Source organism: Planctomycetaceae bacterium (assembly GCA_041398825.1).
Taxonomy (GTDB): Bacteria; Planctomycetota; Planctomycetia; order Planctomycetales; family Planctomycetaceae; genus F1-80-MAGs062.
Genome location: JAWKTX010000001.1, coordinates 41,894 through 55,289, shown reverse-complemented (window position 1 = coordinate 55,289; position 13,396 = coordinate 41,894). Strand labels below are relative to the sequence as shown.

Here is a 13,396-nt window from a genome sequence, read left to right as displayed (position 1 = left end):
AGAGTGCAAAGACCTGCCTCGGCTCAATCCAGAACGAGACCGCGTTCTTCCGGCTTCGGCAGTCGGCAGGTCTCATGCTTCCCAAAGACCCGATACCGAATCCGAGACACCAGACGATAACAGGCGTCCCGAATGGGTAAAGGAATAAGCCAGAGCAGGATTCCAGCCACCCGCCAAACACCACCAATCACACACAGAATCCGTACGACCGCAGCCGACCGCACATAGAGTCGCCCCTCCGTCAAGAACACCAGTGTGTCCAGATTCTGTTGCAGCTCGGCCGGCAGACACTGCGAAGCTGTGCTTCCCTGGAGTGGGGCAAATCGAAGGCGATTGTGACGGTCGATCCCCATCAGAAAATTCACCGAGCGATTGCAGAATCCACAGATTCCATCGAAAAACACGACATGCGAGAGTTTTGAGTCTGAGTTCGCCGACATCGCTGCAATCCTTTTGGGGCTTCCTGGCAACTCGATCATTGTGATGTGTTCTTATTCGTTCTGCGAAGCGTAAACTGTTCCGGGGTCAACGCAAATCTGCATGGTCTTGCGGCAATAACTGCCAGACCACATCCACATGTCACGTCATTCCTCATCCAGCATGGCTTTGGGAGGAGCAGTTCTGTTTGTATTCCCGAAGGCACACACGATGATCAGACCGCAAATACAACAGAGTCGTCACTAATGAAATCGTCCGGATACCTACTTTCGATTTTTCGCAGCCGAACACTCGGCCAGGTTGCACTGATGGCTGCGGCCGTAGGAGTCTATTCCATTCTGCCAGTCTGGAAAGAAGAATCGCAATACCATGGAATCGCCGATGCGCCGTCACAGATTCATGCTGCCCTGACGCTGGTCCTTGGCTGGCTGCTGGTATTCCGAACCAATACCGCCTATGCCCGATGGTGGGAAGCACGAACACTCTGGGGAGCACTGGTCAACGCAAGTCGTAATCTCGCAGCCAAGTTTTCAATGCTCGTGAAACTGCCGGATCACCATCTCGCCGCAGCCAGACGCGACATCATTTCGTTTCCGTATGTCCTTCGCGATCACCTGCGTGAGGGCGCCGAACTTGGCACGCTCGAAGGCTATGAAGATTCAGAGCAAACCAGTGGACACGTGCCAGGGTTCCTGGTTGCGCAGCGATATCGGGCGATGAGAATCTGGAAGTCCAATCACTGGATTGACGGAGACGAAATGCGCGTCATTGATCACGATCTTTCGCGACTCCTTGACATCTGTGGCGGTTGTGAACGAATCCGGAATACTCGGATCGTTGGATCCTACCGGATGTTCGCCCGACAGTGTGTTCTGCTTTTTCTGCTGACACTCCCATGGGGCATCGTGAACGATTTCGGATGGTGGACCATACCTCTGACGACCATCACGGCCTACTTTATGCTGGGCCTTGAGGTGGTTGCAGAACACGTAGAAGAACCGTTCGGATGCGATGAAGATGACCTTGACCTCGACGGACTCTGCGACACAATCGCACGAACAGTTCAGGAGATCATGGACGTCAAACCCGGAATGACGGAACCACCAACCGCGGGCCACGAAACGCCGCCTGCGTTTCGATCCTGAAATGCTGCAACCTGACAGGTAAGACCGCAGGTGACAGGTGAGACGCACCGTGAAACGCCTTTTTCCGTAAGTTGACTGCCGTGTCACGGGGTGGTGATGACTGCCGGGGCTGTCGGTCGGCAGCGGTTTTCGAAAACTGGCTTCCTGGTTCCTCGGCAAAGGCCGTCGAAGTATGCATTCGGCAGCAGAGCGCCTAGAATGCTCAGCCACGCGGCTCGGCGACAGCGAATCCAATCACGGGCGTCCGACTTCTCGCGTACCAGCTTTGATTCCGGTCCCCGGAACCTGGACTCCGAAACTTAAACTCCGAAATCCTGTTCTCCCCCATGTTTCAACCCGTACCTGACAGCAATTTCGTACCCGGTGAACACTCCGTCCTGAAGTTTTGGGCGGATCAGCAGATTTTCAGCCAGCTGCGGCGTAAAAACGCCGGGCGTCGGCGATGGAGCTTTCTGGACGGGCCCATCACAGCGAATAACCCCATGGGCGTTCATCACGCATGGGGGCGAACCTATAAAGACACGTACCAACGTTTCTTTGCTATGACGGGGCACGATCAGCGGTACCAAAACGGTTTTGACTGCCAGGGACTCTGGGTGGAAGTCGAAGTCGAAAAGCAACTGGGGCTGGGCACCAAAACCGCCGTGCACGAATACGGCATCGACAACTTCGTTAACGAATGCAAACGGCGAGTGCTCCGCTTTGCAGCAAGGCAAACCGAACAATCTCAACGTCTTGGTTACTGGATGGACTGGGACGATCCTGGTCAGCTGCGCGAACTCGCCGAACACCTGGGAACCGACACACCTGTGACAATCACCGCACCCAGCGGAAAAACAGAAACGGCAAAGGCTCACCAGCTGGTCGAAAAGCTGGGCAATCCGGAATGGGGCGGCAGCTATTTCACGTTCAGCACAGAGAATAACGAAACGATCTGGACCTTCCTGAAAAAATGCTTTAACCGTGGCAAGATCTATCAGGGCCACGACGTGATGCCATGGTCAGGGCGCGGGGGCAGTGCCTACAGCCAGATGGAAATCGCCGAAGGCCGAAAGCTGACGACTCACAAAAGCGTGTTTGTGCGATTCCCTTTGCGCGACCGAAACAACGAATATCTTCTTGTCTGGACGACAACACCCTGGACGCTGACCAGCAACGTTGCCTGCGCTGTGAATCCGGATCTGGACTACATCAGGATCCAAACCAAACGAGACAACGCTGTTTACTATTTCGCAAAAGAGAACCTGAACTTCCAGCGTCTGGCCACTGAATTCAAAGACGGCTTTGGACGCCCCGAATGGAAGTGGCCCGAAGGTGTCCCAAAGCTCAAAACACTGGCGCAGATTTTCAAGGAACAGGGCGGCTTTGAAGAATCAGGCACAATCAAGGGTGCTGAGATGGTCGGCTGGGCCTACGAAGGTCCTTTCGACGAATTGCCTGCACAGCAAATGGATGGTGGATGCCCGACTGATGAAAAGAACGCCGGCAAGTCCGGGGCGTCCTGGCACAAGGTCATCGACGGTGGACGCGACTCGCGTGGCAACGCAAACGTTGTGGCGGGAGAAGGAACCGGCATCGTTCACATGGCACCTGGCTGCGGTGATATCGACCACAGGATCGGCGTATCCGTGGGTATGCCGGTGATCGCGCCTTTGAAGGATGACGGCACCTACAGCGAAGGCTTCGGAGATTTCACCGGTCTGGAAGCCATCGCCCCGGAAACCGCCGAACTTGTCTTCGAAAAACTCAAAAGCAAAGGAATGCTGGTCGCCGTCGAAACATATCCCCACATCTATCCTCACTGCTGGCGAACGGGTGATGAGCTGGTCTTTCGGCTGGTTGATGAATGGTTCATCAACATGGACTGGCGCGATGAAATCAAGGATGTCACCAAAGCCATTCGCTGGCTGCCGGACAGCATCGACGGGCAGGAACGCGAAATCGAATGGTTGTCCAACATGAGCGACTGGATGATCAGCAAGAAGCGTTTCTGGGGACTCGCCCTGCCCATCTGGGTTGACGAAGAAACCGGAGACTTCGAAGTCATGGGCTCGCTCGCAGAACTCAAAGAAAGGGCCGTCGAAGGATGGGACGGTTTTGAAGGCAACACGCCGCATCGTCCGTGGATCGACAAAGTCAGAATCCGCAATCCAAAGAATGGTAACCTGATGAGCCGCATTCCGGACGTGGGCAACCCATGGCTGGACGCAGGCATCGTTCCGTTCAGCACCATGGGTTACAACCACAACCACGAAGAATGGCAAAAGTGGTATCCGGCAGATCTGGTCACCGAATGCTTCCCTGGTCAATTCCGCAACTGGTTCTATTCCATGTTGTCCCTGTCGACCATGATGCGCTACGACGAGGCCGATAACGCGGAAGAAAAGAAACCATTCCGCACACTGCTTGGACATCGACTTGTCCAGAACGAACAAGGCAAGCCAATGCACAAATCAGACGGCACCGCCATCTGGTTTGAGGAAGCGGCCGAACAACTGGGTGTGGACACGATGCGATGGATGTACCTGGCGCAGAATCCGGCTCAGGATTTGCGGTTCGGAACGCGCCATCCCGACGAGCCCGTCACACTGCAAACCCCCGAAGGACCGATCTCCACAACAAAAGAAGGAATCCCCACTGCGAAAGTCACCAGCGGCCCCGCGGATGAGACGCGTCGCCAGATCCTGATCCCATTGTGGAACTGCTACAAGTTCTTTGTGGACTACGCAATCGCCGACGGCTTTGTGCCGAGCGATGAACTTCGCCAGCGAGTCACAGGACAAGCCAATGATTCTGCAAACCACACGCCCGGCAATACACAGGAGATCGATCGCTGGATCTTGTCCAACCTGCAATCGCTGGTTCAGCTGGCTCAGAAGGAATTCCGCGACTATAACGCGCCAGCATTCTGCGAAGCGGCCGCTGACTTCATCGACGACCTCAGTAACTGGTACATCCGCCGAAACCGTCGTCGCTTCTGGCGTTCAAAAGACGCAAGTGACACTGACAAGAATGCCGCCTACGAAACGCTCTACGAAGTACTGGTCACTCTCAGCCGCCTCCTGGCGCCGTGTATCCCGTTTCTGACAGAACGAATGTATCAGAATCTGGTGCTGGGGCGCGAGTGCGTAAATGCTTCGGCCAGTGCAACGTCTTTGCCCGCAAGTGTTCATCTTTGCGACTACCCGGAAGCAGATGAATCCCTGCTGGACGAAGATCTGAACAAACGAATGGCAGCGGCTCAGTTGGTTGTCAGACTTGGTCACAAGCTTCGAGAAGAAAGTAACCTGCGGGTTCGGCAGCCTCTGGCAGAATTACAGTTCGCGGCCACTGACGCTTCAACGGCGAACGCGATCGCCAAACTAACCGACGTCATTGGCGAAGAACTCAACATCAAGCTGGTCACTGCACAGGCCAATCTGGATTCACTCGTTGGATACGCCTACAAACCCAATCTGAAAACGCTGGGACCGAAATACGGCAAACTCCTGAATCTTCTGCGAACCAAACTCCCGGAACTCGGAGACACCGTTCTGTCGCCACTGCGTCGAGGAGAAAACCTGACAATCGAACTGGACGGTAACCAGATCGACCTGAGCCCGGACGATGTTCTCATCAGCACGGAACAGGCTGCCGACTGGGTCTGCGCCGATGAATCCGGCATTCAAATCGCCATCAGCGCGGTGCTGACGCCTGATTTGATCCGGGAAGGTATGTCACGAGACTTCGTCCGCCAGGTGCAACAACTCCGCAAAGACGCCAACTTGAATATCCAGGACCGAATCCGGATCGAATACCACGCAGCAGACTCGATCGTTCAGGCCATGGTCGCCGACTGGGGTGACTACATCCAGGGCGAGACCCTGGCGGACTCGATCACCTTTCAGTCATCATCACCTGAAGGAACCAGATCCGTACACATTGGCGACGTGTCAGCAACAATCTGGATCACAATCCGGTCATAGTTGTCGATGATCCTTCGTAAACGGCATTGCGCCTCCTGTCGCAGCCGAATACCTTCCGAAGTCACTGAACAAGTAGTTCGGAAGTCAGTCGACTCTCAGAGGGTACGACGCAGCCCTGATTCACGCAGGCCACGGACAATCGTCCACTCGTGGTGCCAATTTTTCTGAGTTTCTCGATCAGGGACCCCGAAGACTCTGGCTTTGTCATCGATGGATCATAGTACAAGGCGGCAAAAGCACACGGACTCGTGCTTTCGTGTTCGCGTGCGAAGTCGCGAGCCATTCGGCGTTGAATCTGATCAGTCAGAAGCGGCAACATATCGACATTGACGTCGTACATCGAAATCAGAAACTCGTTCTGGCCGAATCGCACGACAGCGTCTGACAAACGTACGGACTGTCGAAGGATATCCGCAACACGACGCAGACGAGATTTCTCGCCGTTGTCATCAATGCCGTCATTGCCGCCTTCAGATGCCTCAACAAGAATCAACCCCAGCGGAACATTCTGCTCATGAGACTGACTGATGGTCGCGGTCAGTGCCTGATCCAGGTAGGTGCGATTAAAGGTCCGTGTGGCGGGATCGTGCCAACACTTGACGGGTTCGGATGAGGCCGCTTTTTTCTCCGCTTCGATTCGGGACGCAGCCACTTCATCTTCAAAATCGACACACGCGTTGACAAGTCGCAACTGGCCGGCCACCGCGATTCGAGACAACACTTCCTGTGCATCAGCCAGTATGGCTTCAAGAGAAGGCGTATTTCCGATGTCGACATTAAACGTGGCAGCAACCTCTCCCACGCGAGCATCAACATCGGCCAGAACCCGGAAGACATCATTGGGGCGCAGAGCGAAAACCTGCATCAGCATGCGTTCAATCTGTTCCCTGCTGCAGCTTAAGTTTCGGCTCACTTCCTCAAGGTAGTCAGCGAAATAGGATGCTGTGATCAAACCGGCGGCGAGCGACGTGCTGGAAACAAATCGAAGCGGTACGACCCGATGAGCGACTCGATGATGCACCCGAATGGCATCCACAATATCGTCGTCCAGGTTCCACCGCTGACACAATGCGACGCTGACATCAACATGCGAAAAACCGTAGTACGAAATCTCCCGATCGATCTGCGCACGATCATCTTCCAGTTCCAGTACGTTGTCGACATATTCTTCCTGGCAGGTAGTCAGCAATGCCAGGCGTCCAATATCCTGCAGCAAACCTGCCAGGAACCATGTCCCCGGATCGACTCGCCCGCCCTGCCTTTCCGCAAGGACTTCCGCGGCCGCAGCCTGAATCAGTGACTCACGCCAGATTTGCTGGTACCAGGCCCTCAAAACAGGCGATCGGCTCTTGTGAGCGTCCGCAAGAGTGAAACCCAGAACCAGAGCACGGACCATCGTCGTGCCGAGTCGCGGTACAGCGGTTTCGATCGAAGAGGCACGCGTTTTCATCCCGAGCAGCGCGGAATTGGCCGTCTTCAGAATTCGCCCGGCAATTGCGGGATCCAGACGGATCGACTCCACGAGTTCCGTAAAGTCAGGATCCGGCTGACGAGCAATCTGAACAACCTTCAATGCAACTTCAGGCAAGCTGGGAAGCCGGTCCGAGGACAGAATCTTTTCGACGGATAAAGACACGGGGAACACTCCGGCATTCGGGATGACTGGGGAAACAGGGCTCCAGTTTGAGCCTGGCACAAATTCAGATCCGGATAAGCCGCCGGTCTCATATCAAATCCGACTTTTGCACATCGCAACAACGCAGATGGCGAATTCTCCGATTGCTCATAGGGAGATTTGCCCACACCCATCCTGCCGTTAACATGGATGGAATCCCCAATCGACACTTCCCAGGAATACCGATTTCATGATTTGCAGACAACGACTTGCGTGTTGCCGGATACTGACACTCGTGTGCTTGCTGCTTGCGATAATGGCCTCTGCGCCCACCCAGGCCATTGAAGAAAAGAACGATGGATTTTTTCCCGGGAAGAAAACGCAATGGAACGGCTTCGACCGTTTTGACTTTGAGGTGAGCGGGAAACCAGTCATGGTTATCGTCCCGCAATCCCCCGTCCCGGGTCGACCATGGGTATGGCATGGAGAGTTCTTTGGGCACAAGCCCGAACCGGATATCGCACTTCTGAAGAAGGGCTTTCACGTTGTCGACATGCGTGCGCCGGATCTGCTGGGATGCCCTGCCGCTGTGAAGTTCTGGAACAGTTGTTACGAGACACTGACAACAAAATATCAGCTGTCGGCAAAGCCCGCGCTGGTTGGGCTAAGCCGAGGAGGGCTGTATTGTTTTAATTGGGCGATTGCCAACCCCGACCGGGTTTCATGCATCTATGCTGACGCTGCCGTCTGTGACCTGAAGAGTTGGCCCGGCGGAAAAGGTTCGGGGAAAGGCAGCGTTCGTGACTGGCAACTGGCATGAAGGCTTATGGATTTCAGGATGAAGCCGAAGCGATGGAGTTTCAGGGCAATCCAATCGATAACCTCGCTCCACTGGCCGAATCCAATGTCCCGCTGCTCCACGTTTACGGCGATGCAGACGACGTTGTCCCCTGGAATGAAAACACAGGAATCGTCGCCGAACGATACAGACAGCTGGGGGGCCGGATTACTCTCATTTGCAAACCTGGCGTAAACCATCATCCGCACGGGTTGAGCGATCCAACACCAATTATTGACTTCATCTATAAGCATGCCACAGCAACGGCAGAACCGCGCCAGTAGCATCAATGACCTTTCCCCAATACGGCGAAACGACACGACCAGCGACATGGATTCAGGAAATCCGACCGGCGGCAGCCCGGGGATTTCCAAAGACTTGAATCGTTCGGGTATCCGGCAGCGTTGCGCGCCCTCTCTCTGGTATGCCCTGACGCGGCCACGGCTGGAAGAATCATTCTGATGGCACTTGAACTTCCTGGAACAGGGTCTTGAAATCGTCTCACCCATTTAGCACCGAGAACTTTTCATTCTGCAGGGGGTGATTCCGGATCGCCCGACTTCAGATACCCGAGTTCATACGACTTCGGAAGTGCAGCGACAGCCTGAGATTGGATTTCTTCAACAACCTCGGCCTCCTTTTCAGTCGGCAGGTTTGCGGCGTCAGCCGCCGATCTGGATGCGGATGTGAAAACTCCTGACGCATCGAATCAGATCAGATCATGCCACTCGTGCTCGACAGCGATACATCATCGAGCGCTGCCAATGTTGCCTCTTCGTGCCGCTCGCGCGCGTGCCATGCGGAGTTGTGCCGCTGTGCTTGCATTCGCGTGATCGATCGCATCCACGGCGTGGTCCTTCTGATTCAGACCTCCAAACGCGTCGGACCTGTCCCGCATTTCATCAGAAACGAAAACCTGAACCAGGTGGAACAGGCAGTTCAGACGCAGGTCGTTGGCGCTGTTACTTCTTCTTGGCCGTCTTCTTAACGGTCTTGGCAGCTTTTGAAGCCGTTTTCGCGGCTGGTGCTTCTTTGGTCGGCGATGGTTTCTTCTTCGCGGTCTTTTTTACCGGGGCGGTAGCTTTCGCCGCCGACTCCTTTGTCGAAGATTTACCGACTGAGCTCTTCGTGGCGGTGGATTTCTTCGTGACGGCTTTGGACTTGCCAGCGACTTCGACCTTTTTGTCTGCCACAGGACGAGTCGGCTTCTTTCGGGGTGGATTCTGAAGTTCCACCAACCTCGCTGGAGCGTCGGCCATGTCCAGCGGTTCATCAGGCATATCGTCAAATCGCTCGATGAATTTGGGGTCTGTCGCGACACAGCGGAGCAAGTGGCAGAATTCACCCACCTCTGATTTCTTCAAGCCAGCTTTCAGATGTTCACCAGCCTCGGTGACATCCATGGCGGTCGGTACGAGCGCCAGCCAGTGCGAGGCCTTCAACATCGACTCGTCGAGGCAAACGACGTGACTGGAGAGCAAATGCTGGAGACTGAAGTCGCGAACGAATGGCGACATGTCGCCGATCTTCTTAAATGTCTTGACGGCAACTTCCTGCGTCATTCGCCGCAGCTTCTCGACCTCAAATGTGTAGCCTGACTCAAAAACATATCGGAGCAAAGACCGAATTCGTAATCCTTTCCAGTCGGCGAAACGCAGGGGTTGCAGCGTCTGTTCCAGCTCTGAGACGGATGTTACCCGGATCTCATTCAGATCGAAATATTCTTCGAGCAACCTCTTATAGGCGGCTTCGGCATCAGCCCAGGAATTGTCTTCCAGACAGATCGCGAACATGATGGTTTCAAGTGCGGGCTGATCCAGCTTTGGGAGTGACTTCCCGTAGATCTTTTGCAGGGCTGTAACAACCTTCTTACAGATCATGGACTTGTCGCTGGCCTTAGTTGCCTTGCCTGTAGGCATTTTCGTTTCCCAGTTGTATGAGTTCTACTCGTTGTGAATACCCGGCTCGTCCAGCGGGACTGCCGAAACATCCGTCGCAGGTAGTTCTTCGTGTTCCGGCAGGACTTCACGCAGAATTCGCGTGGCCTCTGCCGACTTCTTTAACCCGGTATCCAGAATAAATCGCAATTCAGGGGTGTAACGACTCTTGATGCGCTCCCCCACTTTGGATTGCAGGAAGCCCCGGGCCGAATTAAGCCCGTGCATTGTCAGGGCGGCCACTTTTTCGTCGCCCATCACGGAGATTTTTACGCTTGCGTACCTCAGATCCGGACTGACCTCGGCACCAAGAACGGTCACGTTCCTGATGCGAGGGTCGCGCAATTCCTGAAGGATCGCAGTGCTGACCACTTCACGAACCACTGAGGCCACTCTTGCTGTGCGGCGCGTTGACATGGGTAAATGCTTTCCGAAAGATCAGGCCATTCGAACGGCGACTGGAGTCAATCCGTTGCAATCGCGACGGTCTCACCATCTCTGATGAGCACAAACTCACGCCTACAACGTCCTCTTGACCTCCTCAATTCGATAGGCTTCCAGCAAGTCACCCTCTTTGACGTCGTTGAATCCTTCCAAACGAATTCCGCACTCCATGCCGTCGCGAACTTCACGAGCATCGTCCTTCTCCCTCTTCAGAGATCCGATTCGATAATCGTTGAGAACCTTCTGATCCCGGATCACGTGAATTCGATTATCACGTGCAATCGTCCCGTTCAGCACGCGACAACCGGCAATTGTTCCAAAGCGACTGATCTGAAACGTCCTCAGGACGATCGCCCGACCAGTGGCCACTTCCACGCGTTCCGGACGCAACAATCCCTGAAGTGCCAGCTTGATGTGCTCTGTAACCTCATAAATGATGTTGTACCGCCGAATTTCAACCGCTTCGCGTTCGGCCAGCGTTTCTGCCCGATCTTCTGCAATCACATGGAACGCAATAATGATGGCATCGGCTGCACTTGCCAGGTAGACGTCACTTTCGTTGACGCCGCCAATTCCCTCGTGAATGATCGACACACTCACTTCAGGATGTTCAAACTTGTTAATCTCACCGCGAAGCGCCTCAAGCGATCCCGGCGTATCAGCCTTCAGGATCAGTGGCAACTCCTGATTGCCTTCACCTTCGCGTGCAGAAGACAGAATATCGTCAAGTGTCCTCGGCTTACCACGACGCGACAGCACCTCGGTTCGACCTTCGTGAATACGATTGTCGGCAGTCTCTCGGGCTTCCTCGATATCCTTCATGACGAAGAAATGATCTCCAGCCCCGGGGACATCGTTCAGGCCAGCCACTTTAACCGGCGAGGATGGTCCGGCTTCGTCCAGCTCCTCATCGCGGTCATTGTAAATTGCACGGATGCGACCATAAGTGCTTCCGCACAGTACAACATCGCCAACCCGCAACGTTCCTTTCTGCACGATCATCCAGGCGATCGCACCACGACCTTCATCACGAAATGCTTCGAGACAGACACCCAATGCTTCACGTTCCGGATTTGCCTGAAACTCATGCAACTCAGAAGTCAGCAGGATGGTTTCGAGAAGTTTGTCGACACCCTGGCCTGTCGCACCGGATGTTCGAACAACTTCAACTTCTCCACCCCATTCCGCTGGAAGCAGTTCATGCTGGGCTAACTGCTGAAGTACCCGTTGCTCATCGATTTCCGGAAGGTCAACCTTATTCAAGGCAACGATGATAGGTACGCCAGCATTCTTCGCATGACTGATGCACTCCACCGTCTGAGGCATGACGCCATCATCTGCCGCGATCACCAGAACAATGATGTCGGTTACGTTTGCCCCGCGTGATCGCATTTCACCGAAAGCGGCGTGGCCCGGCGTATCCACAAAGGTCACTGCATGACCCTCGTAGTTCACCTGATAGGCAGCGATATGCTGCGTGATACCACCGGCTTCTCCGGCAGCGACATTCGCACTTCGGATGTAGTCAACCAGGGTCGTCTTACCATGGTCGACGTGTCCCAGAATCGTGACAATCGGAGGTCGGCTCGCCATCGACTCAGCAGGATCCTCATGATCCAGCGACGCAACAAGTTCTGCCTCAATATCCCGACCGCGTTTGACCTCAAGATCGACTCCCAAATCCATCGCGACTTCCATCGCAACTTCTTCTGAAAGTTCGTCGTTGATCGTGAACATCTTCCCGTCTTTAAACAGGATGCTCAGAATCGATTTCGCGGGACGCCCGATCGCCTCTGACAAGGCACGAACGGTAATCGGGAATGAAATCTGAGCGTTGGTCTTCAGCTCAACACTGCCCGACTTCCGCTTCCGCTTGATCTTCTTGTTTTCACGTTCCTTCTGTCGTGACTCACGAAAGTCATTCAGCAGTGACCCGCGGCGTGCTCCTGGCCGTTGCTGTCTTGCCGTATCGACGGCTGGCGTCTCCTGTTCAGCACGGGCCTGCTTCAGCTGACGCAACTGATCCGCCAGTGGACTCCGCCGATCAACGATGTCGGAGAGAGCCATGTCCGGCTTTTGCGCCTTCTCTTTTTCAACTTTTTGCTTCTTGATGACCGGCGGCGTGTAATCCGGAGGAGCCGCGACGATCGGACGCGAAATGGGCTTCCCGCGCGCAACAGATCCCTTCGCTGCCTGCTCACGATCCTTCACAGACCCGATAGGACGCATCTCCCGCATTTGCTGCATTCGCGGTCGACGCGGCGCTTCCTGCGAAGGAGTGACTACGGGGGCAGCTTCAACTGCGGGAGGTACGTCAGCAATCGCCTCGACTGGTGCCACTTCTGCGGGAGCCTCTTCTGTCTGTGTTTTCTCTGCAACTACCTCGACAGGAGCCTCTGACTCTGCCGGACTCTCAACGATCTTTTCTGTAGTTTCAGGCACTTCCACAGCAACGACGGGAGCGGGAGGAGCAACAACCTCCTCAACCTCAACCACCGATTCTTCAGCAGAAGACTCCTCGGGCTCCTGAGTCTCCTCCGATCCAATGACCTCACCCTCCGACCGAGACGCATGCTGAGGGCGCGGCGACATTGCCTTGATGTCGCGAACCTTGCCCATGTCAACAACTGGCTCGCGGGTCGGAGCGAGGTCTACTGCATCGGCCTCGGACGCAGGACCAGCCTCACGACTCTTGATAAAAGCAACGATCTGGTCGCGTTCCTCTTCGGAAATCGTCGCAAGTGCGTTGCGCAGTTTAACACCGGCTTCTTCGCAAATTTCGATCAATACCTTACTGTCGAGACCTAAGTCCCTCGCAAGGGCAAAGATACGTATCTTCAAAACTGAACCCCTTAGACTCGCCGAAAACTGACACTTCCATGAATTCGTATCAGAGCGAGCACCGAAAACCGGTTGCGGCCATCAAATCACAGGCCGACAAAAGGCAGCTGACCACAATGATTGTCAACAACAATCAATCAACTACCAGCAAACTGGCACCCGCTTCTGCGCGA

Annotated in this window: 9 protein-coding genes; 4 read left to right on the top strand and 5 right to left on the bottom strand. The window is 54.7% G+C overall.

What is annotated here, in order from left to right; all coding sequences use genetic code 11:
* Window positions 1-23: 23 nt before the first annotated feature.
* Window positions 24-440: a DCC1-like thiol-disulfide oxidoreductase family protein gene (locus R3C20_00185; GenBank protein MEZ6038889.1), complete on the bottom strand. Its 417-nt coding sequence runs from the start codon at window positions 438-440 to the stop codon at window positions 24-26.
* Window positions 441-683: 243 nt separating this feature from the next.
* On the opposite strand from R3C20_00185, the gene R3C20_00180 reads away from it, so the two are divergent.
* Both R3C20_00180 and R3C20_00175 read left to right on the top strand, forming a co-directional pair.
* Entirely contained in the window at window positions 684-1,583 is a 900-nt protein-coding gene (locus R3C20_00180) for a bestrophin family ion channel (GenBank protein MEZ6038888.1), read from the top strand.
* 326 nt (window positions 1,584-1,909) lie between these two features.
* Window positions 1,910-5,548 (top strand): class I tRNA ligase family protein, encoded by a 3,639-nt coding sequence (locus R3C20_00175; GenBank protein ID MEZ6038887.1) that lies wholly within the window; start codon window positions 1,910-1,912, stop codon window positions 5,546-5,548.
* Between the two features lie 61 nt (window positions 5,549-5,609).
* Here the strand turns inward: R3C20_00175 and R3C20_00170 are convergent, their stop codons facing one another.
* Window positions 5,610-7,184, bottom strand: a complete 1,575-nt coding sequence (locus R3C20_00170) for an HDOD domain-containing protein (GenBank protein MEZ6038886.1) — start codon at window positions 7,182-7,184, stop codon at window positions 5,610-5,612.
* A 295-nt stretch (window positions 7,185-7,479) separates the two neighbouring features.
* Here R3C20_00170 and R3C20_00165 point away from each other — a divergent pair, with 295 nt between their 5' ends.
* Entirely contained in the window at window positions 7,480-7,983 is a 504-nt protein-coding gene (locus R3C20_00165) for a hypothetical protein (GenBank protein MEZ6038885.1), read from the top strand.
* A complete protein-coding gene (locus tag R3C20_00160) occupies window positions 7,980-8,285 on the top strand; it encodes a hypothetical protein (protein MEZ6038884.1) in 306 nt (101 codons plus the stop codon). Before R3C20_00165 ends, R3C20_00160 begins: the two co-directional genes overlap by 4 nt.
* Before the next feature lie 678 nt (window positions 8,286-8,963).
* On the opposite strand, the gene R3C20_00155 is transcribed toward R3C20_00160, so the two are convergent.
* The 3 genes from R3C20_00155 to infB form a co-directional block, all read right to left on the bottom strand.
* Window positions 8,964-9,920 (bottom strand): hypothetical protein, encoded by a 957-nt coding sequence (locus R3C20_00155; protein MEZ6038883.1) that lies wholly within the window; start codon window positions 9,918-9,920, stop codon window positions 8,964-8,966.
* A gap of 24 nt (window positions 9,921-9,944) precedes the next feature.
* Window positions 9,945-10,355 carry a 30S ribosome-binding factor RbfA gene (rbfA, locus tag R3C20_00150; GenBank protein ID MEZ6038882.1) on the bottom strand — a complete coding sequence of 137 codons (411 nt, stop codon included), beginning with the start codon at window positions 10,353-10,355 and terminating at the stop codon, window positions 9,945-9,947.
* 102 nt (window positions 10,356-10,457) lie between these two features.
* Entirely contained in the window at window positions 10,458-13,223 is a 2,766-nt protein-coding gene (gene infB, locus R3C20_00145; protein MEZ6038881.1) for a translation initiation factor IF-2, read from the bottom strand.
* Between the last annotated feature and the right edge of the window lie 173 nt (window positions 13,224-13,396).

What these genes read in the sequence shown, in the direction of transcription:
- R3C20_00185 (MEZ6038889.1), bottom strand. Translation starts at nt 440, where the DNA reads ATGTCGGCGAACTCAGACTCAAAACTCTCGCATGTCGTGTTTTTCGAT.
- R3C20_00175 (MEZ6038887.1), top strand. Translation starts at nt 1,910, where the DNA reads ATGTTTCAACCCGTACCTGACAGCAATTTCGTACCCGGTGAACACTCC.
- R3C20_00180 (MEZ6038888.1), top strand. Translation starts at nt 684, where the DNA reads ATGAAATCGTCCGGATACCTACTTTCGATTTTTCGCAGCCGAACACTC.
- R3C20_00160 (MEZ6038884.1), top strand. Translation starts at nt 7,980, where the DNA reads ATGAAGGCTTATGGATTTCAGGATGAAGCCGAAGCGATGGAGTTTCAG.
- R3C20_00155 (MEZ6038883.1), bottom strand. Translation starts at nt 9,920, where the DNA reads ATGCCTACAGGCAAGGCAACTAAGGCCAGCGACAAGTCCATGATCTGT.
- rbfA (MEZ6038882.1), bottom strand. Translation starts at nt 10,355, where the DNA reads ATGTCAACGCGCCGCACAGCAAGAGTGGCCTCAGTGGTTCGTGAAGTG.
- R3C20_00165 (MEZ6038885.1), top strand. Translation starts at nt 7,480, where the DNA reads ATGGCCTCTGCGCCCACCCAGGCCATTGAAGAAAAGAACGATGGATTT.